16 protein-coding genes are annotated in these 20,746 nt (G+C 73.8%); 8 read left to right on the top strand and 8 right to left on the bottom strand.

The window, feature by feature from the left end; translation table 11 throughout:
- Positions 1 to 105: 105 nt before the first annotated feature.
- The 3 genes from ACQP2X_RS24250 to ACQP2X_RS24240 all read left to right on the top strand — a co-directional run bounded on the left by ACQP2X_RS24250 (position 106) and on the right by ACQP2X_RS24240 (position 2,667).
- Positions 106 to 831 carry a class I SAM-dependent methyltransferase gene (locus ACQP2X_RS24250; RefSeq protein WP_498700511.1) on the top strand — a complete coding sequence of 242 codons (726 nt, stop codon included), beginning with the start codon at positions 106 to 108 and terminating at the stop codon, positions 829 to 831.
- A 92-nt stretch (positions 832 to 923) separates the two neighbouring features.
- Positions 924 to 1,316 (top strand): hypothetical protein, encoded by a 393-nt coding sequence (locus ACQP2X_RS24245; RefSeq protein WP_498700509.1) that lies wholly within the window; start codon positions 924 to 926, stop codon positions 1,314 to 1,316.
- A 34-nt stretch (positions 1,317 to 1,350) separates the two neighbouring features.
- Complete coding sequence (locus ACQP2X_RS24240) at positions 1,351 to 2,667, top strand: alpha/beta hydrolase (RefSeq protein ID WP_498700508.1); 1,317 nt, start codon at positions 1,351 to 1,353, stop codon at positions 2,665 to 2,667.
- On the opposite strand, the gene ACQP2X_RS24235 is transcribed toward ACQP2X_RS24240, so the two are convergent.
- Positions 2,651 to 3,112 carry an Lrp/AsnC family transcriptional regulator gene (locus tag ACQP2X_RS24235; RefSeq protein WP_498700507.1) on the bottom strand — a complete coding sequence of 154 codons (462 nt, stop codon included), beginning with the start codon at positions 3,110 to 3,112 and terminating at the stop codon, positions 2,651 to 2,653. The two genes, ACQP2X_RS24240 and ACQP2X_RS24235, sit on opposite strands and share 17 nt — an antisense overlap.
- Positions 3,113 to 3,472: 360 nt before the next feature.
- On the opposite strand from ACQP2X_RS24235, the gene ACQP2X_RS24230 reads away from it, so the two are divergent.
- The 3 genes from ACQP2X_RS24230 to ACQP2X_RS24220 are packed head-to-tail and all read left to right on the top strand — an operon-like array spanning position 3,473 to position 5,081.
- Entirely contained in the window at positions 3,473 to 3,784 is a 312-nt protein-coding gene (locus tag ACQP2X_RS24230) for a hypothetical protein (protein WP_498700506.1), read from the top strand.
- A 26-nt stretch (positions 3,785 to 3,810) separates the two neighbouring features.
- A complete protein-coding gene (locus tag ACQP2X_RS24225; RefSeq protein ID WP_498700505.1) occupies positions 3,811 to 4,305 on the top strand; it encodes a DUF402 domain-containing protein in 495 nt (164 codons plus the stop codon).
- Positions 4,302 to 5,081 (top strand): class I SAM-dependent methyltransferase, encoded by a 780-nt coding sequence (locus ACQP2X_RS24220; RefSeq protein ID WP_498700503.1) that lies wholly within the window; start codon positions 4,302 to 4,304, stop codon positions 5,079 to 5,081. Before ACQP2X_RS24225 ends, ACQP2X_RS24220 begins: the two co-directional genes overlap by 4 nt.
- Here ACQP2X_RS24220 and ACQP2X_RS24215 read toward each other — a convergent pair.
- Positions 5,044 to 6,198 (bottom strand): acyl-CoA dehydrogenase family protein, encoded by a 1,155-nt coding sequence (locus tag ACQP2X_RS24215; RefSeq protein ID WP_498700502.1) that lies wholly within the window; start codon positions 6,196 to 6,198, stop codon positions 5,044 to 5,046. The genes ACQP2X_RS24220 and ACQP2X_RS24215 overlap by 38 nt on opposite strands.
- A gap of 54 nt (positions 6,199 to 6,252) precedes the next feature.
- Between ACQP2X_RS24215 and ACQP2X_RS24210 the strand changes: the two genes are divergently transcribed.
- The gene (locus tag ACQP2X_RS24210) at positions 6,253 to 7,158 is read left to right on the top strand and encodes a 5'-3' exonuclease (RefSeq protein WP_498700501.1); all 906 of its coding nucleotides are present in this window, start codon (positions 6,253 to 6,255) and stop codon (positions 7,156 to 7,158) included.
- Here ACQP2X_RS24210 and ACQP2X_RS24205 read toward each other — a convergent pair.
- Genes ACQP2X_RS24205 through ACQP2X_RS24180 form a run of 6 tightly spaced genes read right to left on the bottom strand, consistent with a single transcriptional unit; the run spans position 7,147 to position 19,686 of the window.
- Positions 7,147 to 8,442 (bottom strand): FHIPEP family type III secretion protein, encoded by a 1,296-nt coding sequence (locus ACQP2X_RS24205; RefSeq protein WP_498700499.1) that lies wholly within the window; start codon positions 8,440 to 8,442, stop codon positions 7,147 to 7,149. The two genes, ACQP2X_RS24210 and ACQP2X_RS24205, sit on opposite strands and share 12 nt — an antisense overlap.
- A complete protein-coding gene (locus ACQP2X_RS24200; RefSeq protein WP_498700498.1) occupies positions 8,439 to 10,409 on the bottom strand; it encodes an FHIPEP family type III secretion protein in 1,971 nt (656 codons plus the stop codon). The genes ACQP2X_RS24205 and ACQP2X_RS24200 overlap by 4 nt, the downstream gene beginning before the upstream one ends.
- A complete protein-coding gene (locus ACQP2X_RS24195; RefSeq protein WP_498700496.1) occupies positions 10,399 to 12,954 on the bottom strand; it encodes a hypothetical protein in 2,556 nt (851 codons plus the stop codon). The genes ACQP2X_RS24200 and ACQP2X_RS24195 overlap by 11 nt, the downstream gene beginning before the upstream one ends.
- Positions 12,951 to 17,165: an FHIPEP family type III secretion protein gene (locus ACQP2X_RS24190; protein ID WP_498700494.1), complete on the bottom strand. Its 4,215-nt coding sequence runs from the start codon at positions 17,163 to 17,165 to the stop codon at positions 12,951 to 12,953. Before ACQP2X_RS24190 ends, ACQP2X_RS24195 begins: the two co-directional genes overlap by 4 nt.
- A complete protein-coding gene (locus ACQP2X_RS24185) occupies positions 17,165 to 18,178 on the bottom strand; it encodes a trypsin-like peptidase domain-containing protein (RefSeq protein WP_498700492.1) in 1,014 nt (337 codons plus the stop codon). Before ACQP2X_RS24185 ends, ACQP2X_RS24190 begins: the two co-directional genes overlap by 1 nt.
- Before the next feature lie 29 nt (positions 18,179 to 18,207).
- Positions 18,208 to 19,686, bottom strand: coding sequence for an MFS transporter (locus tag ACQP2X_RS24180; RefSeq protein ID WP_498700491.1), 1,479 nt, complete (start codon positions 19,684 to 19,686; stop codon positions 18,208 to 18,210).
- On the opposite strand from ACQP2X_RS24180, the gene ACQP2X_RS24175 reads away from it, so the two are divergent.
- Entirely contained in the window at positions 19,685 to 20,719 is a 1,035-nt protein-coding gene (locus ACQP2X_RS24175) for a Gfo/Idh/MocA family protein (RefSeq protein ID WP_498700489.1), read from the top strand. The two genes, ACQP2X_RS24180 and ACQP2X_RS24175, sit on opposite strands and share 2 nt — an antisense overlap.
- Positions 20,720 to 20,746 lie beyond the last annotated feature (27 nt).

Below are 20,746 nucleotides of genomic sequence, written 5' to 3'. Positions count from 1 at the left end.
GTGCGGTTCTGCTCCCAAACGTGCCCAAGTCCCCCGTTCACCAAACGTGCGGGGCCGCACGTCGCCTAGAGCGTCCTAGGATACTGTGATAGATAAGATCAGTTTGTGACTGATCGCGAAGCTCACGCGCAATCGTTTGGTCCCGTCGCCGACATCTACGAGCGGGGCCGCCCGTCATATCCCGCCGCCGCCCTCGACTGGCTGCTGCCGGCCGGGAAGCCACGCGTGGTCGACCTGGGCGCGGGCACCGGCAAACTGACCCGCCAGGTGCGCGAACGCGGGCTGCCGGTCACCGCCGTCGACCCGTCCGAGGGGATGCTCGAGCAGCTGCGCACATCGGTGCCCGGGGTGCCGGCGCTGCTGGGCAGCGGCGAACGGATCCCGCTGCCCGACGGGGCGGCCGACGTCGTGCTGGTCGCCCAGGCCTGGCACTGGGTCGACCCGGCGAAGGCCGTGCCCGAGGTGGCCCGGGTCCTCTCCCCCGGCGGACGGCTCGGCCTGCTGTGGAACCTGCGCGACGAGCGGGCCGACTGGGTCCGGCGCCTCGGCGAGATCATCAACAGCCCCGAGAACGACCGGGACGCCACGATCGGCGCGCCCTTCGGCCCGGCCGAGATCGAACGGTTCGAGTGGACCGAGATCATCGGGCCCGAGCGGCTCATCGACATGGTCGCCTCGCGCAGCTACGTCATCCTGCTCGCGCCGGCCGAGCGGGCGGCGCTGCTCAGCGAGGTCCGCAAGCTGATCGCCACCCACCCCGACCTGGTCGGGCGCACCGAGTTCGCGCTGCCCTACATCACCGAGTGCGCCCGGGCCGTCCTGCCGGTTTGAGGCTGTGACGGCGTACACACCAAAGGTCTTGACTGTCACGAGATGACCGGTTGGCTCGTCCGTCAGGCGTGACTCTTCGAAGCAAGCGCATCATGGCGGGCGTGCTCGCCTTCCTGGCCGCCGTCCTCGGCGTGTGGGCCGGCGCGTTCCCCCTGTCCTTCTACACCGACTTCCCGATCAGCGGCTGGCAGTGGGTGTCGCTGCTCGGGCCGTACAACGAGCATCTGACCCGCGACTTCGGGGCGACCATGCTGGCCCTGCTCGTCTTCACGGTCTGGGCCTGGCGCACCCCGACCGCCGAGAAGCTGCGCGTCACCGGATGGGCGTGGCTGCTGTTCTCCGTCGTGCACATGCTCTGGCACCTGCTGCACCTCGGCGTGTTCACCACCGCGCACAAGATCGGCAATGTGGTGGCGCTGGCGCTCATCCTGCTGCCGGCCGCCCTGCTGGTCCTCCCGGACAAGAACATTAAGGGTCATTCCTGATCCGTACGCCGGTGCGCCCGGCAAGCATCGAGACATGCACACGCTTCTCGCCCTCCTGATGGTGGCCGCCGGGCCGATCCCGGCGGCCACGCCCTCCGCAGTGGACTGGCAGCCCTGCGGCACCGAACCGGAGGCCGTCTGCGCCACACTGACCGTCCCGGTCGACTGGTCACGGCCGCGGGCGGGCACGTTCGGCCTCGCCGTCGGGAAACTGCCCGCCACCGATCAGGCCCACAAAATCGGCACGCTCGTCTTCGGGCCGGGCGGGCCGGGTGACTCCGGCGTCCACCGGGTCACCGAGGACGCCGACCGGTTCAGCGACGAGATCCGGGCCAAGTTCGACATCGTCAGCTTCGACCCGCGCGGCGTCGGCGGCAGCGCGCCGATGACGTGCGACCAGGCGCTGATCGACGCCGCGCCCGACCCAATACTGACCTCACAGGCCGACTTCGACCGGACCGTGCGCTACAACCGTGAGCTGTGGGCCGACTGCGCGCGGCGGACCGGGCCGGTGTGGGACCACGCCGACACCCTCAGCACGGTCCGCGATCTGGAGGCGGTGCGCAAGGCGCTCGGGGAACGGCAGTTGACCTTCCACGGCAGTTCGTACGGCACGCTGCTCGGTCAGCAGTACGCGCAGGCGTACCCCGGGCGGGTGCGGGCGATGGTCCTGGAGAGCGTCACCGACCACAGCAGCCGCAGCACGACGTCGTTCCTCGCCGCACAGGCCTGGGCCTTCGAGGACGCGTTCGACGATTTCACCCGTTCGTGCGAGGCCTGCGCCGGGCAGTGGAAGCGGCTCTACGCCGACCCGGGGCGGGTGGGGATGACCCGCTTCGACCTGGTGGCCGTCACCCACAAGCTGATCAAGGACGCGGAGTACGAACGGCTGGCGGCACTGCTGGCCGCGCTCGACGGCGGCGCGCCGGGACAGCACGCGGGCAACCTCGGGGTGGTCATTCCGGCGTTCTGCGCGGACTGGTCACTGCCGGTGCGCTCGTACGCCGACTATCAGCGCATCCTGAACGCGGCGACGAACGGAAGGTCTTTCCCGGCGCAGACGTTCGCGCTGACCATGTGCCTGGGCTGGCCGCACGTCACGAACCCGCAACAGGCGATCAGCGTACGGACCAGCCGGCCGATCCTGCTGCTCAACTCCCGGCACGACCCGGCCACCGGCGTCAACTGGGCCCGCAGCGTGCAACGGCAGCTGGGCCGGCACGGCGTGCTGGTCACCTACGAGGGGACGGGCCACGGGTCGTACTCGCTCAGCGACTGCGTGAGGGGCATCGCCGACGACTACCTGATCAACCTGAGGGTGCCGGCGCGGGGCGTCAGCTGTCCACGCTGACGTCGGGCATGCGGGGCGGGCGGTTCTCGTACGGCGTGGAGAGCACCACGGTGGTCCGGGTGGTGACGTTGGCGGCGGTGCGGATCTCCTGGAGCAGGCGCTCCAGGTCGGCGGGGCTGCCCACCCGTACGAGAAGCATGTAGAAGTCCTCCCCCGCCACCGAATAGCAGGAGTCGATCTCGGGCAGGTGCGCCAGCCGCTCCGGCGCGTCGTCGGGCTGCGACGGGTCGAACGGCCGGATGGCCACGAACGCGGTCAGGGGCAGTTCCAGGGCCTCGTACGAGACCTTGGCCGTGTACCCCGAGATCACCCCGCGCTGTTCGAGGCGCCGCACGCGCTGATGCACCGCCGACACGCTGAGCCCGACCCGCTCGGCCAGATCGGTGTAGGACAGCCGCCCGTCGACGGTCAGGGCACTCACGATGGCCCGGTCGATCTCTTCCACGGCCGCCACCCTACCGCCGACCCTTCGAAGATCAACCCACTTGTCCGTACGCCCGCCGACCTCGCCCCGATCGGCCGGCCCGACTTCGTGCACGCTGGTCACTGGTCAGGTTCACGACGGCTTGTCAGTGCGGAGAGCGGCCCAGCGGCGGAACTGGTCCTGTGCTTCCGGGCGGCGGATGCCGGCGGTGATCGCGGGCGGGCGGTACCACGGCAGGTCCGGGCTGACCGGCCAGTTCGCGGCGACCGCGGCGCCGCCGTCGGCGGGCGACTCGAGCGCGTAGTAGACGTCGGTGACCTTCAGGGCTATTGCATCCGGTACCCCGGTACGGGCTTACGGTCGGTCGAAAAGGAGGCCGACATGTTCGATTTCTGCACGCTGCCGACGGCGGAGCGGCCGCTGCGCCTGGCCGAGTTCGACCGGCTGTTCACCACCGCGGTCCGCGAGGTGGAGCGGAAGCAGGCCACTCACGCCCGGCTGCGGCTGGCCGGGCCCGCGGGGCTGGCGGCGGCCGTACGGGATCTGACCGCCCGCGAGACCGAGTGCTGCTCCTTCTTCTCCTTCACCGTGACCGCCGAGCCCGGCGACGGCGGCGAGCGGGTCGTCCTCGACGTCGAGGTCCCGCCCGAACACGCGGACGTGCTCGCGGCACTGGTCGAGCGCGCCGGGTGAGCGCGCTGGGCCGATAGGCTGCCGCGGTGAGGTTCGAGGCGGGGCGGGTCATCACTCGGAACTATGTGCGCGGGCCGTGGCACACCTGGGCCCAGGCCGTGCGGGTCGTCGCGGACGACGACGGCGGACTGTGGCTGTGGCAGCCGGTCGGAGCCGACTTCGCGACCATCGTGGACGCCGACGGGAAGACGGGCCACGATCTCAGCCCGGGCCGGATGCGGGATCCACGCCTCGTGGCGCGGCGCTGGCAGCACGTCGACGTGCTGATGCTCATGCGGCCGGGAGCGGCCCACTTCGCCCGCACCGGCCGTGGTGTGCAGACCACCGACTCCGTGCTCGACATCGTGGTCAGCGCCGGGCGGGCATGGGAGTGGAAGGACGAGGACGAGTTCGAGGGGCACGTGGGCGAGCGCGTGGTCAAGCTGATCGAGGCCGGCGACTTTCCGTTCGACGGCAGCCACACCGGCTTCCGGCCCGGTCGTGACTGGGATCTGCCGCGCTTCTCCGGGGAGATCTCATGACCGGCTTCGCCGAGGGCAACCGTACGAGCTGGAACCTCATCGCGGGCCGGCGGGACGGGATCGCCGTGCGGCGGCTCCGGGACGGCGAGGTCACGCTCGCCGATTTCGAGGTCGAGCTGGCCGGGGACGTCACCGGGCGGCGGGTGGTTCAGCTTGCTTGTTCGTACGGCGACGAGGTGCTCTCCTGGAGCAATCTCGGCGCGCACGCCGTCGGGGTGGACATCTCCGACGTGGCGATCGACAAGGCCCGGGCCCGGGCGGCCGAGGCGGGGATCGCCGCCGATTTCCGGCGGGCCGACATGCTCGATCCGCCCGGCGATCTGGCCGAGCTCGATCTGATCTATCTGAGCTGGGGCGCGATCTGCTGGGTGCCCGACCTCACGGCCTTCGCCCGCGTCGTCGCGAGCCGCCTGAAAGAGGGTGGCTCGGTGCTTCTGTGCGACCACCACCCGGCCTGGGAGGTCCTGGCCGTGCGGGAGCCGGGGCGGCTGGCCGTGGCCGGCGACTACTTCGGGCGCGGGCGCCCCAACGACGCGCAGGACGATGCCAAGAAGCCTCAGGGCGCGCGCGGGCAGGCCGGCGCGCCCGGCTTCTCGATGTTCGTGTGGCCGGTCAGCGACGTCGTCATGGCGCTGCTCGGTGCCGGGCTCCGGCTCGACGCGTTCCGCGAGGCCCCCGAGCCGTCGCTCTACGCGGGACTCGGTGACGCCGCCGGGGCGCTGCCCGCCGTCTACGTCATCAAGGCGAGCAAGCGCCCTTGGTCAGGGAACGACTGATCACCATGCGCTGGATCTGGTTGGTCCCCTCGACGATCTGCAGCACCTTCGCCTCGCGGAACCAGCGCTCGGCCGGATGATCGGCCACGTAGCCGGCGCCGCCGAGGACCTGGACCGCGTCGGTCGTCACGCGCATGGCGGTGTCGGTGGCGAACAGCTTGGCCTTGGCCGCCTCGATCGAGAAGGGACGGCCGGCGTCCTTGAGGCGGGCCGCGTGCAGCAGCAGGGCGCGGGCCGCCGAGATCTGGGTGGCCATGTCGGCCAGCATGAAGCCGATGCCCTGGAACTCGCCGATGGGGCGGCCGAACTGGACGCGTTCCCGCGCGTACGCCGTCGCGTAGTCGAGGGCGGCCTGGGCGAGGCCGACCGCGCAGGCCGCGATGCCCAGCCGGCCCGCGTCCAGCGCCTCCATGGCGATGGTGAAGCCGGTGCCCTCGGCGCCGACCAGGCGGTCGGCGCCGGCCCGGCAGTCCTCGAGGACGATCTGGGCCGGGGCCGAGGAGCGCAGGCCCATGGTGCGCTCGGGCTTCTGCGGATGCAGGCCGGGGGTGCCGGCGTCGACGAGCACGCAGGAGATGCCACGGGCGCCGGGGCCGCCGGTGCGGCAGAAAACGTTGTAGAAGTCGGCCTGGCCGGCGTGGGTGATCCAGGCCTTGGTGCCGTCCAGGCGCCAGCTCTCGCCGTCGCGCGCCGCCTTGGTGGTCAGGTTGGCGGCGTCGGAGCCGCCGGCCGGCTCGGAGAGGCAGTACGCGCCCAGGAGCTCGCCGCCGAGCATGTCGGGCAGCATCTTGCGCTGACGTTCGCTGCCGTGGGCGTACACCGGATAGCACGAGAGGGTGTGCACGCTGACCGACTCGGCGATGGCCAGCCACGAGCCGGCCAGGATCTCCAGGACCTGGACATAGACCTCGTACGGCTGAGCGGCGCCACCCACCTCCTCGGAATAGGGCAGGCCGAGCAGGCCGGAGCGGCCGAGCGTGCGCAGCACGTCGCGGGGGAACTCGCCGCGGGCCTCGAAGCCGGCCGCCTTGCCGTCCAGCTCGCGGGTGGCGAGCTCGCGGGTCAGGTCGAGCAGGTCGTGGGCCTCGGGCGTGGGCAGGAGCCGGTCTACCGTCACATCCGCCAGCTTAACTAACGTTAACTAAGGTTCGCGATACCCTATTGTGGCCTCGTGAAGCCACTGCTCGCGGTCGACGCTCCCAGCCTCTACTTTCGCGCCTTCCACGGCATTCCGGAGAAGGCCGCGCAGACCAGCGCCGGCGAGCCGGTGAACGCGATCCGCGGGTTCCTCGACATGCTGGCCCAACTGATCCGCACGAGGCACCCCGATCGGGTGGTCTGCGCGCTCGACGCGAGCTGGCGGCCCGCGTGGCGGGTGGCGCTCGTGCCCTCGTACAAGAAGCACCGGGTCGCCCACGGCGACGTCGAGGAGGTCCCGGCCTCCCTCGAACGGCAGATCCCGATCCTGCTCGAGACGCTGGCCGCCGTGGGCATCCCCGCCTTCGGCGTCGAGGGGTACGAGGCGGACGACGTGCTGGGCACCCTCGCGGCCACCCAGCCGGCCCCGGTCGAGGTCGTCTCCGGCGACCGCGACCTGTTTCAGCTGGTGGATGATTCACGTGGAACGCGGCTTTTGTACTGCGGGCGCGGCGTGGCCAAGCTCGAGGACGCCGACAACGCGCTCGTCGAGAAGAAGTACGGCGTGCCGGCCCGCTGGTACGCCGACTTCGCGGCCATGCGCGGCGACCCGAGCGACGGCCTGCCGGGCGTGCCGGGCGTCGGCGAGAAGACGGCGGCCCGGCTGATCGCCCGCTACGGCGGGGTCACCGAGATCCTGGCCGCCCTCGACGACCCCGAGGCCGGTTTCGCCCCGGGCCTCAAGACGAAACTGGCCGCCGCCCGCGACTACCTCGACAAGGCGCTGCCGGTCTGCAAGGTGGCCCTCGACGTGAAGCTGCCCGAGTTCGACGCGGAGATGCCGCGCGCGCCCAAGGACCCGGACGCCCTGCTGGCCCTGGCCGAGCGCTGGAACCTGGCCGGGTCGGCCCGGCGGCTGGTCGACGCCCTAGCCGGCTGACAGCCGCCCGGTCACCGTGATGCCGACGTCGGTCGTGAGGTCGTTGTCGGAGAGCACGGTGACCGCCGGGAAGCGGCGGTGCAGCGCCTCGCGGACGGCCTCGCGGCACGACTCCCGGGTGAGGACCGACGACCCCGGGCCGGGCCGCTCACGGTCCAGGGCCCGGCGCAGCTCGCCGGCGCCCGCGGGCGTGCCCGCGATCTCCTCCAAGGCCGGGTCGACCAGATGGACGGCGAGGGTGGCGGCGCCGCCCAGCGCGCGGGCCGTGATCTGCCGGGACAGGCCGGCCCGGATGCGCGCCATCCACTGCTCGCGGGGCACGTCCTCGGTGGCGCAGCGCAGCATCAGCTCCAGGATCAGCCGCATGTTCAGGATCGACACCCGGTCGCGCAGCAGGTCCTGGAGCACGGCGACCAGGTCGCCGACGGGGAGGAACTCGTCCGCGGCCCGGACGAGAGCCGCCCAGGCCTTGCTCAGCGCGAGCATGATGTCGCCGGCCGACGCCGTGGTGAGCAGGCGGTGGGCGTTCGCGCGCAGCGCCTCGGCCAGGCACGCCACCAGATAGCCGAGCGGATCCCAGGTGATCAGTCCGGCCGCCTCGAGCATCCCGGCGTGCTCGGCGACCACGATGGAGGCCGGCCGGTGGGTCTCCGGGTGGGTCGTGGCCACGGCCTCGACGTTCAGCGCACTCAGCTCGTCCGGGGTCGCGTTCACCAGCACGGTGCCCTCGGGCAGGCCCAGCCGGGGCGACAGGAGCACACCGGCGACGCTGAACATGAACCCGCCGGGGCGCAGCTCGTCGGCCCGGAGGAGCTGGAACGGCGGAGGGGGCAGGCCGAGGTCGGGGAAGAGTGCCTCCCGGGCCGGCGCGAACCGGCCGTCCGGCGTGGCCCCGGCCGAGAGGATCCGCAGATAGCGGGGCTCGACGAGGACGTACACGTCCCGGAGGGAAGAAGGCTCTTCGCCGAACGCGCTCCGGCGCACGTGCCCGAGCCACTCGGCCAGCGCGTCCTCCGGCACGGCGCGCGAGCCGAGCCACTGGTCGAGCAGGCCGGCCGGATCGGCGCCGGGCGGCACGGCCGGCTCGCCGAGCACGTAGGCCAGCGTCTCCAGCGTCTCGGCGTCCGCCACGGGCACCTCGGCGCCGGAGGCCGTGATCTCGACGAGCGGGCCGGGCCCGGCCGCGGTGGGTGCGAGGCGCACGTCCTCGCCCAGCCAGGCGACGGTGTCCGGGCCGGCCGCGGCGAACAGCCGCGGCGTGAGGCGGATCAGCACGCCGGTCACGTCCGCTCCTCATCGGTCCGGGTCACCACGAAGCCGTGCCGGGCCCGCAGGATGTCGGACAGGGCCTGGCGGGCCGTCTCCCCCGAGGTGACGACGCCCAGCACCGGGCCGTTGCCGGCGATCGTGGCGTCGATCCAGTGCTCCAGGTCGGCCCGCTCCTGATAGTGGTCCTCGACCGGGCCCTGCCAGGCGACCGAGTCCAGGACCTCCTCCAGCTCGGCCGGCAGCCAGTGCCAGCGCCCTTCGAGGTGGCGGCCCGGCAACGACTCGGCCAGCGGCTCCCGCACGGCCCGGCGCAGGACGGGCAGCGGGTCGGTGAGGTCGACCGCGGCCAGGATCGCGGGACCGTCGCTGATCGGGAGACCGTCGTCCAGCATGGCCTGCAGCAGCCAGGTGAGCCTCAGCCGGGCCTCGGTGTCCAGCGTGTCGCCGCCGGCGCCCCAGGACGGGAGCAGGAGCTCGGTGACCTCCTCGGGGCCGACGAAGCCGCTCAGGCGCGTGCGCAGCACCAGCTCCAGCCGGTGGATCAGCATCTGCTGCACGTCCAGGGCGTCGCCGGGCGCGATGGTCCACACGTCGGGCTCGCCGGTCAGCGGATGCACGGGTGAGTGGAACTCGCCCGGATTGGGCGGGCCGAAACCGGCCGGCACGGCGTCGAAGCGCCAGTCGGGGTCGGTGTAGCCGGAGAAGGCCCGCAGCTCGTCGATGAGGACGGCGAGCTCGCCCGGGCCGAACCCGGTGTTGCCGCGCAGCCGGACGCCGGGCACGGTCACGCCGGTGCTCTCCCGGATCCGCTCGCGCATGGCCGGGATGAGGGTGTGCAGGAAGACGCCGCCGTCCTGCTGGGAGTCGACGTACGGCACCAGGTTGTCGGCCACCTCCAGGACGATCGGGGTGACCACCGGGACGAGCTCCGTCTCGCCGTCGGGCACGAAGGTCAGCCCGAGCAGCTGTTCCAGCCGCGCGTCCAGGTCGCGGCGCAGCGCGTCGGCGGCGAGGTGCTCGCCGGCGTCGCCGTCCCCGGCCTCGGCCAGGGCGTCGTCGAGCAGCCAGAAGTCGGTCACCGTCCCGATCCGGCTGGCCAGCCCCTCCAGCAACGGCCGCTGCCCGTCGGCGACCAGGAGGGCCTCGCGCAGCACCTCGGCCGCCCCGGAACTGTCCTCGCCGAGCTTGCGGACCGCGAGCCGGGCCCGGGCGTCCTGCCGTGACCGGATCACCCGGGCCGCGAAGGTCTGCTCCTCGCCGATCTCGGAGGGCGCCTGCCCGATCTCGGCCAGCGCGTGCTGCCGGCGCAGGTCCACGATGGACCGTGCCTCGGCCCGGCGCCGGCGCGGCGGCCCGGACCGCAGGACCACGAAGTCGGCCTCCCGTGACAGCGGCCGGTCGCCGCGCGGCTCCGGCGGCCCGGCGGTGAAGACGTGGTCGAGGCCGGCGCCGCCGGCCGCGCCCGCCACCGACACGCCGACCCCGCTGGTGCCGACCAGGATCTCCAGGCGGTCGAGGACGGCGAGGGCCACGGCGGTGGAACCCTCCGGGTCGCGCGGATAGTCGAGGGCACCGCAGAGCTGGTCGATCGACTCGGTGATCTGCGTGACCCGGGCCCGGCGGCGCATCCGCAGCAGCGCCACGCCGGCCCAGCACGGCGCGCCGCCGGCCGGCACCGGCAGATCGGCCGCGGTCAGCCCGGCCACCCCCGGGGTGCTGCGGGCCCGCAGCTGCTGGGGGCCGATGACCGCCAGCCGCAGCCCGCCGCCGGGATAGCCGGCCAGGACCGCGCAGAGCAGATCGAGGTCGCGGCGCTCGGCCGGGTCGGCCGCCCGCGCGAACAGCTCGGGGATGTCCAGCTGGAGCGGCTCCGGCCCGGGCGCGGACGGCGCCGCCGCCGGCGGCCACGACGCCGGGTCGGGGGCGGCCCCGGTCACCGCGAAGAGCTCGGTCCACCGGCCGAGCAGCTCGTCAGCGCTCACCGGGCGCCTCCCGCAGGGTGGCCAGCTGCTCGCGCACCTCGGCCCCGGTCGCCTCGAGGTCGTCGGCGACGGCCGCGAAGATCTCGCGCAGCACGGGATGGGGCTCGGCGCGTTCGGCCGGGCCCAGCACGCCGGGCAGCAGGGCCAGCAGCGCCTCACCGGCGTTCACGGCGCGGCGGAACGAGGGCGCCGCCGCCTCGTGCCGCAGGCGGGCGCAGCGCTCGGCCAGGACCCGCTCCTCGGCCAGGAAGGTGCGCAGCGCGCCGTCGGCCCGCCGCGCACCGGCCTCGTCGGCGGACGGGGTCAGCCGGGCCCGCCACAGGTCGCGCAGCTGGATGGGGCGCAGCCCGGTGCCGCGGTCGGCGCCGTCGCGCACCGGGAACTCCTCCGGGTCGATCTCGACCGGCGCCTGGCGGCCGGCGTCCACCCACGACGTCAGCTGCTCGCGCAGCCGGCCCAGGGCGGCCAGCCGCAGCCCGACGGTGGTGCCCGGCCCGCCGAGGTCGTCCAGCCCGGCCGGTTCGTCGGTCTCCCGCTCGAGCCGGGTCCGCAGATCGCCCCAGAGCGCGCCGGCCGCACCGGGCCAGGCCGATCCGCCCGGCACGCCGGCCAGCCCGCCCAGCCGGGACCGGACCCGGTCGTGCACCGGCCCGGTGGCCGCCTCGGCCAGCCGGTTCCCGTATTTCGCCGCGTCCGGGCCGAGCCGGCCGGCCGCGGCGTCGGTGAGCACCCGGTCCACCGCCCGGTCGGCGAACGCCTCGGCCTCGGCCGTGCCGAGCCAGGCCCCGCACTGCAGGACCACCGCCGCCTCGGCGTGCGAGAGCCGGCGGTCCTCCTCGAGCGCCCGCTCGTCGCGCAGCAGGGCCCGGGCCTGCCCGAGCTGCCCGTAATGGAACAGCTCCCGCGCGATCTGCAGCCGTTCCGAGGTGTCGCGGGCCTCGGCCGACGCCCGCGTCAGGCACCGCAGGCCCTCCTCGTGGCTCAGCGCGGTCATCGGCGAGCCGCGGCGGACCACCGCGACCGCGACCAGCTCGGACACCCCCTCGGCCTGCTTGGCCAGGCGCTGGAGCAGCTGCTCGGCCTCGTCCAGCTGGTCGTCGCGGCGCAGCAGGCCGTACGCCAGGACGGCGTTGCGGAAACCCAGCTCGCTGAGCTCGAGCACGCGGGCCCGCACGGTCTCGGCCACCCGGGCCAGCTCCGTCTCGGGCCCGTCGGGTCCGTCGGCGCCGGCCGGGGCGCCGAGGTCCTGCAGGGCCTCGGCCAGCTCGAACAGCGGCCCGAACTCGTCGTGCGACTCGCGGGCGGCGATCTCCGCCAGCCGGACGGCGGTGCGCGGCAGGCCCTGCCGGCGCAGGTGCCGCATGAGCTGGAAGACCGCCCTCGGCACGTATTCGCCGCGCAGCGCCTCGAGCCAGGCGTCCAGGGCGGACGGGATCTCCCCCACGGCGGCCAGGGCGTTGCCCCGCGGAAAGGGCTCCCATCCGGACAGGTCGGCCGGGATCAGCGCCAGGTCGCCGGTCTCGCTCGCGATCCACACCCGGATGTCGGTGGTGTCGTCGTCCTCGCCGGCCTGGGACAGGGCGGCCCGGCCGGCGGTCACCGCCTCGGGCGTCATCCGGAGCACGATGTGCGGATCGCCGCCGGTCAGCCAGGTGAACGCGTAGAACCGCAGCCGGTTGACCGGGAAGCGGGCCCGTTCCGGTGCGGTGTCGAGGGCCCGGCGCAGGTGGGCGTCGGCCTCGGCGTACCGGCGGCGGCGGAAGTCGAGCTTGCCCAGTTCCACCTCGACCACCCAGTTGCGCACCGGCTGCCACTGGAAGGCGTCGACGAGCGCGAGGAAGCGGGCCAGCTCGGTCTCGTCCAGTTCGCCGCCCATCTCGCCCGCCCACCGCAGCGCCGCCTCGTCGAGGACGGGGCCGGGCGTCGCGGCCGGGCCGCCACCGATCGCGGCGACCATCTCGGCCCGGTAGGCGTGGGCCGGCCACGGCGAGCGGCGGTAGAGCTCCTCGGCCCGCGGCCATTGGCCGAGCCGTTCGGCGACGGTGCCCAGCAGGTCGATCGAGAGCGGGTGGGCGGCGCCGGGATCGCGGGACAGGACCAGCTCGCGGGCCTCGTCCACCGCGCCCAGGTCGGCCAGGGCCATCGCGTGGAAATGGGTCAGGGGCAGGAACGGCGGCCGGCCCGGGTCGGTGGCCCGCAGCATCGCGGCCGCCCGGACCGGCGAGCGGGGCAGCACCATCAGCGCGTGCTCGGGGCGAAGGGGGCCGTCACGGCCCAGGATCTCCGCGCCCCGGCGGCGATAACCGTCGAACGCGAGGAAGACGCCCCACGCCCGCTCCGGCGCGCCGGAGCGCAGCCCCTTGTAGATCCGCTGGCCCTCCTCCTCGATCTCGGTGGCGCCGCTGACCCGGCCCAGCCACCACGTGTACGCGGCGACGCACACGGCCTCGGCCGTGACCTCGGGCGCCCGCGCCAGCTCGCGGGCGCCGGCCAGCCACCGCCCGGCGTCGGCCGTGGCCAGGAAGTCGCTGTACGGGCCGGTCACCGCCCGCCCCCAGAACGCGGCAGGGCGAGGTTGACCAGACCGCCCGCCACCGGGAACAGCACGCCGAGGTCGAGCTCGGTGTAGCCGAGCACCGGCAGCCGGGTGTCGAACTGCCACAGCAGCCGGGCCAGCGCGTAACGCAGGGCCGGGTCGGTGACCAGCACGACCGGCCGGGCGCTCTCGTTCTCGGCCTTCTCGCGGGCCCGCACCACCTCGTTGTTCAGGGCGGTGGCCTCGCCCCGGCTGACCGCGAGCGCGGTGTCGCGCTCCTGGGCCACCACCCGGTCGGCCAGGGTCTGCTCCAGCTGCTCCTCCAGCAGCAGCGTGGTCACCTGCCCGGCGTCGTCGGCCACCTGGGCGCAGATCTCCGCGCTGAGCAGCTCGCGCACCTTCTGGGTGAGGCGGCGGCCGGGCTGCTTGTCGGCGAGCCAGACCAGATGCTCGATCACCGCCGACAGCCGGACCGCGTCCAGCGGCACCTCCTCCTCGACCAGGTCGACCAGCACCTGGGCCAGCGCCGACGGGTTGACCGGGCGGACCCGGGCCGAGCCGGTCGCGGCGGCCGCGTCGAGGCGTACCCGGTTGAGCATGTCGTCGGTCAGCAGCATCCCGAACGAGCGGCGGCAGCACTCCTCGAGCCAGTCGACCACCGCCTCGTCGAAGGCGCGGACCCGGTGCGGATAGCCGGCCCGGGCCACGTCCTCCGGGGCCAGCCAGAGCACACCGCCCCGGCCGGTGAGGTCGGACGAGTCGAGCGCGGTGTGCCCGCCGCGGGTGGTGAACTGGCGCCAGCGGCGCTGGTCGACGCAGACCTGACCCGGGCGGAACAGGTTGGTCGCCATCCGGAAGCGGGGCGAGCGCAGCTCCATCTCGCCCGGCCGGCACTCCCCGGCGATCAGCCGCAGCCGCGGCACCCGGATGCCGAGCCGCGCCCGCAGACCCCGCGTCCAGTCGGCGAGCCGGTCCTCGCCGGTCTGCGCCCGCAGGTCACCGGCCACGACCAGGGCCAGGGCGGCGCCGGCCGGGAGGGCGGCCCGCTCGACCACCCGGCGCCCGGCCAGCCGGGTCTCGGGCGCCGCGTCGCGCAGCCAGCCCTCGGCCAGCTCCGGACGGCGCAGGTCGGGGGCGCCCCGGCGCACCTGCTGGTCGGAGTCGCCGGACAGCGTCTCGGCGGCCCGGTCGAGGAGCCGGACAAGCACACCCCGCTCGCTGCCGCAGGCCGTGAGCACGAAGTCGACGGCCCGGCCGGGCAGCCGGGCCGTGTCGCCCTGTGCGCGCACCAGCCCCTCGCGCAGAACCGCCTCGACCAGCCCGCCGCGGTACTCGGCCGCGTACAGCGGCTCGGCCACCAGCGCGGCCACCTGCTGGCGGACCGTGGCCGCGCCCGCGTCCTGCCCGTCGAGCACCAGGCCGGTCAGCACGGCCCGCGCCTGCGGGGTGACCGTCTCGACCAGATAGGCCAGGACGGCGGGCCGGGTCTCGGAGCTGGCCCGGTCCATCCACTGCACGCACAGCTCGACCCGGCGGCCGACGTCCTTGAACAGCTCGCGGAACGTCTGCCGGCCCAGATCCTCGTGGACCAGCGCGGAGAGCACGAAGCACTCCATGGCGGCCTGACACAGCCGCTCGCGGGAGTCGTTGTCGGCCTCGCGCAGGAACAGCAGGTGGAAGTAGGGCGCGGTCTTCGGGTCCCACCGGTTGGTGCGCTCGAGGACCTGCTCGCGGTTCTCCATGAGCACGCGGACGTCCTCGGCCGGGAGCAACTGGTGGGTCTGGTCCCACTCGCGGGCGTACGCGGCCAAACGGTCCAGCGCCCGCCAGGCCGGCGGCGTTCCGGTGCGCCGGCGGCGGATCTCCGGGTCGGCCCCGATCCGTGCCATGACGTTGCGCAGCAGGTGGTCGCGCAGGTTGGCGTGGAAGAACTCGACGAACCGGGCCGCGTGGCCGGCGTACGGCCGCACGTGCAGGGTCCGCCCGACGAAGCCGAACAGCCACAGCCGCTCCAGCACGCCGTCCGGGCCGAGCTCGTCGGCGCGGCGGGTGAGCTGCGCGTCGACCATCCGCAGCCGCCACCACACCTCCTCGATCCGGACGATCTCGGTGCGGGCGTGCGCCATCGCCAGCAGCACGTGCCAGTCGAGGTCGTCGCGGGCGGCGGCCCGCAGGTCGAGCGCGAACAGGTTCTCCCAGGGGCGCAGCTCGTCGAGCTCGGCCGGCCCGATCTCGCCGTGCGGCCGGGCCGAGAGCAGCTGGATCAGCGACAACATGGTGTTGAGCGGATGGCCGTCGGCGAGCAGGGCGAGCCGCTCGGCCGCGTCCCGGTCGAGCGTCAGACCGGACGAGACCAGCTGCTCGTCGCGGCACCAGGTGACGACCCGGTCGACGAAGTCGATCCGCTCGTCGCGGTCCTTGATGCTCTGGAGCACGTTGAACTCGAGGCCGCAGGCGCCGGCGGTGCGCGAGGAGCCCAGGAAGTCGGGCAGATATTGCTTGCGGGAGGCCACGAAGACCCGTACGCCCTCGCCGGTGCCGACCGTGCGCAGCAGCTGGATCAGGTCACGGGAGATGGTCGCGAGCCGGGCCGGCTGGGGCCGGTCGCCCGACTCGAAGGTGCGCTCGAGCTGGTCGATGAAGACCGTGATCTCGTCGAAGCCCGGGTCGGCGGCCCGCAGCACGGTCACCGCGCCGGTCAGGAACGCGCCCAGCTTGGCCGCGGCCGGGATCGCGGCCAGCTCGGCCGCGGCGGCCGGCCCGAACCGGGCGGCCACGGCCGACACGGTCTCCTCCCGCACCCGGTCCTCGATGTTGTCCCACGACGAGCTGGGGGCGTCGACGCGGTACCAGACGGCGACGCGGTGCGGCTGCAAGGCGATCTGGTCGTGGACGTACCGCAGGAAACAGCTCTTGCCGGTGCCGCCGGCGCCGGACAGATAGAGGTGGAACCGCTCGGCCGGTGTGGTGCGGGCGGCCAGCTCGTCGCCCGCGTACTCCTCGGGGATGCCCTCGCGCCGGTTGAAGTACCAGCCCTCGGAGGCGATCGAGCGCAGGTCCATGAGGTGCGGATACGCCGCCCGCTCGACCTCGTCGTAGCCGGCCGGGAACAGCGGCAGGCCGACCCACGACCACGAGCTCCACAGCAGAGCCCGCCGGCCGCCGCGGGCGTCGCCCGCCTCGAACGCCCGCCGCACGAGGTCGCCGCGCACGGTGGCGACCACGCAGGGCAGGGCCCGGCGGCTGGCCTGCTCGCGCAGGGCTCCGGTGAGCGCCGTGGTGTCACCGGCGGTCAGGTCGCCGGGCGCCAGGCTGACGAACGGCACCCGGTCGAGCAGGGCGCCGGCCGCGTCCGGGGCCGCGCCGAAGGCGAGAACGGCCCGGGTCACGCCGTCCGCGTCGCCCGGCGTCAGGCCGGGGGTCACCAGGATCTCGGGCCGGGCGGCGGCGTCCTCGCCCACCGACGGCGGCCCTGGGTGGGGCCGGCTGCGCAGGCCGCGGTCACGTCCGGCGCCGGCCGGCATGAAGTAGTGGCCGCCGGCGGCGACGGTGACGAACTGCTCCCCGGTGTGCGCGACGAGGATCGCCGGGTGCAGCTCGGCCAGCAGCGGCCCGTGGGCGCACCAGGCGACCGGCTGGTCGGGCCCGGCCTCGGCGACCCGCTCGAGCACGGTCCGGAGCCGGGGCTCGGCGGTGGTCAGCTCGTCCCACACCTGGGCGCCGGCGCGGACCAGGTCGTCGAGCGACGGATCGGCGCCGGGTCCGCTGACCACCGCCACCGCCCGCCGGATCACGGCCAGGCGGCCGGCGTCGAGGGTGACGGTGAGGTGGCGTTCGGTGCGGAGCAGATCGGCGTCGGCGAGCGGTTCCCCGGCCGACTCGACGGCCACGATCACCGGGAAACGGGGGCGGCCGGCCGCCGCGGGTGGCGGCGGCGCGGGAGCCGGAGCCGGAGCCGGCGGGACCAGAAGCTCGCCGGCCAGTCCGGGGTTCTGCTGCGCCGCCATCCGGACCAGGTGGTCGAGCCGTCCGCTCTGCGCCGCCGCCTCGAGCAGGCTGGAGACCGCCAGCTCGACCGAGCGCAGCACCAGGCCGTGTGTCGGCAGCCCGGCCAGCTTGGCCAGCAGCACCAGCCGGTCCACGCCGTCGGCGCCGCCGTACGCGTCCTGCAGCAGGTTAAAGAGCCGCTGGCTGCGGGGGTCGTTCCAGTCGAAAGACATCACACCCCCGTCCGGGCCATCGCCTCGGCGATCCGCTCGACGCGCCGGCCCTGGTTGCGGTGTTCGGTGACGCCGCCGTCGACGGCGGTGACATGACGGTGGTGCAGCGCGACCAGCCGCCAGCTCTCGTCGAAGACCGGCGAGCCGGACGATCCGGCCTCGGTGTCGGTCCAGTACTGCACGACGTCCTCGTCGACGTGGCGTACCTCGTTGTGGATCATGCCGATCTGCTTGGGGCCGCCGTGGGGGTGCTGGATGACGTACACCCGGTCGCCCTTCTTCAGCGAGGCTCCCGCCCCGCCGAGCGGGATCACCGGGGTGGCCGTGGGCGGCTCCATCTCGATCACGGCCCAGTCGTGGTCGCGGCCCCCGCGCACCGAGCCGGGCGCTCCCGGCACGACCTGATGCTCGAGGTCGGCCCCGCCGAAGGTGCGCTCATAGCCGAACCAGGCCTCCACCGCGGCCGGCGCGGCGTCGCCGTGGGCCCGGTCGAACAGCACATGGTGGTTGGTCAGCACGAGCCGCTCGGCGATCCGGAAGCCGGTGCCGACCGTGCGCCGGCCGGCGGCCGAGGTGACCAGCAGCCGGCACACCGCGGCGGCCAGATCGGCGCCGTGCCGCAGGAAGGCCACGTCGAGCAGCGTCGGCTCGGCCAGGATCCGGCGCTCGTCCCCGGGCGCCCCTTTCCAGTCGAGCGGCCCGGCCGCGGGCACCACCGGCGGGGCCGGGCCGGTCAGCTCGCGGACCCGCTCGGCCACGGCGGCGTCGCCACCGTCGGCGATCACCCGCAGCAGGGGGCGCAGACGATCCTGGTTGCGGCTCTTGACCAGGATGTCGGCCCAGACGACCTCCATGGGCGCGTTCCAGTTGACGGCCGACAGCTTGACCCCGGCCTGCCGCAGAAGCACCTCGGCCTGGGTGTCGCGGTAGTAGGTGTCGGCGAGCAGCGCCCAGAGGTCGCGGGCCTCGGGGCGCGACAGGTCGAAGGGAAGCGTGTCGAGGAAGTGGTCCACGTCGAACACCCCCGGCCGAGTGGTCAGAACTACCTCATACTCGGCTCCGCGTGCCGCCGCTGTCGAGACCCGGACAGCACGTCGGTCAGGGCGGCCACGAGCGCGACGGCCACGAAGGCCACGGTCAGCCACAGCGCGCCACGGAACGCCGATCCCCAGTCGCCGCGCGAGTCGGCGAGCCGGGCGAAGAACAGGGCGCCGACGGCCGCGATGCCCATAGCGGTGCCGATCCGCTGCCCGGTCTGCAACACCGCGCCCGCGCTGCCGGCCCGGGCCACCGGCACCTCGGAGAGCGACAGGTTCTGGTTGGGGCTGATCACCAGGCCGCTGCCGAGGCCGGCGATCAGCAGCGGCAGGGCGGCCGCCGCTCCCCCACCACGACCCTCGACCAGGGTCAGCGCCAGGTCGGTGGCGATCAGCCCGGCCACCACCATGACCAGCCCGAGCACCACCAGGTGGCGCCCGTAGCGGTTGACGAAGCGGCCGCTGACCGCCGCGCCCACCGCCGAGCCGAGCGCGAACGGGGTCACGGCCAGCCCGGCCAGCAGCGCGCTGTAACCCAGCCCGCTCTGCAGGTAGAGCGTGTAGATGAAGAAGATGGTGGTGAAGCCCGCGAAGTAGAGCAGGCCGATCAGGGCGCCCAGCCCGTACGACCGGACCTTGAACAGGCTCAGCTCGACCAGCGCCGTGCTGTGCCGGCCGAACCGGCGCTCCCAGGCGGCGAACAGCGCCAGGACCACCACGCCGGCCACGGCCAGCAGCCACTTGGCGTTGCCGTGCCACTCGCGTTCCTGCACCAGCGGCAACAGGATCAGGACCACGCCCAGGCCGAGCAGGCCGACGCCGACCGGGTCCAGGCTCTCGTGGCGCTTGCCGGACCGGCGGGCGGGGATCCAGAGGCGGCCCAGGACCACGGCGACGACGCCGATCGGCACATTCAGATAGAAGATCCAGCGCCAGCCCTCCGACTCGCCGATCCCGGCGATCAGCAGGCCGCCCAGCAGCGGGCCGACCGCCGTGGAGATGCCGACCGTCGCCCCGAACAGGCCGAACGGGCGGGCCCGCTCCTTCGGCTCGAACATCTCCTGGATCAGGCCGGTGATCTGCGGGTTCATCACGCCCGCGGCGGCGCCCTGCACGAGCCGGGCGACGATCAGCCAGAGCGCGCTCGTAGCCAGGCCGGCGGCCGCGCTGGCCAGGGTGAACAACACCAGGCCGGCGATGAAGACGTTGCGGCGGCCCCGCGCGTCGCCGAACCGGCCGGCCGGCACCAGCAGCAGGCCGAAGGTGAGCGCGTAGCCGGACAGAACCCACTGCAGCTCACCCGGGGTGAGCTGGAGCTCGTCGCGGATCGACGGGAGGGCGACGTTGACGATGCTGACGTCGAGCAGGGTCATGAAGCCGGCCACGAGGGCCACGGTCAGTGCGCGCCAGCGCTGGGGATCCTTCACCGGTTCACCTTTCCCGTCTGGAAAGGGCCATAACCGTGGATCTAGTGTGTCCCCCATGACGTCGTTCGCGGTGATCGGGTCCGGGTGGCGGGCCGAGATGTTCTGGCGGCTGGCGGCCGCGCTGCCCGACGTCGAGTGCGTCGGCGCGGTCGTGCGCACCCCCCGTGACCTGCCGGTTCCCACCTTCGGTTCGCTGGCGGAGATCCAGCCCGACTTCGTGGTGACGGCGGTGCCGTGGGAGGCCAACCCCGACGTGATCCTCCAGGCCGTGCAGCGGGGCCTGCCGGTGCTGGCCGAAACCCCGCCGGCGCCGGACGCGGCCAAGCTGTTCGCCCTGTGGCAGCTCACCGGCGACACCGGCCTGGTGCAGGTGGCCGAGCAATATCTGCTGGTGCCCGCGCACGCGGCCCGGCTCGAGGCGGTCCGCGCCGGCCTGATCGGCGAGCCGACCCAGGTGCAGGTCTCCTCGACACACATGTACCACGCGGTGTCGCTGATCCGGGGCTACCTCGGCCAGGGCCGTGGCCCGGTCACGGTGCGCGCCTCACGCACCACGGCGCCCCTGGTCGATCCGCTGACCCGCGACGGCTGGACCGACTCCCCGTCGCCGAAGGACGCCACGACGACCATCGCCACCCTCGACTTCGGCGACGGTCGGTCCGGGCTGTACGACTTCACCGACAACCAGTGGCACAACCAGCTGCGCTTCCGCCGGATCCTGGTCCGCGGCACGCACGGCGAGCTGCGCGACGACGAGATCGTCCGGCTGGCCGGGCCGCGCACCATCGTGCGCACTCCCCTGGTCCGCCGCCAGACCGGATACGACCTGGACCTCGACGACTTCGACACCGACACGATCACCTTCGGCGACCGGGTCCTGTTCCGCAACCCGTTCCCCGGCCGCCGCTACAACGACGAGGAGATCGCCATCGCCACCCTGCTGCGGGCGATGGCCGCCTGGGTGCGCGGGGAGGGGCCGCCGCCCTATCCGCTGGCCGACGGCGCCCACGACCACCTGATCGCGCTGGCGATCGAGGAGGCGGCGGACAGTGGTGAGACGGTGACCGTTGACCCCCCTCCCTGGATTTAAGCTAAAGCGACGCCTCCGGTACCCGAT

The organism is Actinoplanes sp. CA-131856, from assembly GCF_050956135.1.
Classification (GTDB): Bacteria; Actinomycetota; Actinomycetes; order Mycobacteriales; family Micromonosporaceae; genus Actinoplanes.
The sequence above is the reverse complement of the archived record's forward strand: the minus strand, read 5'-3'. Positions and strand labels throughout refer to the sequence as shown.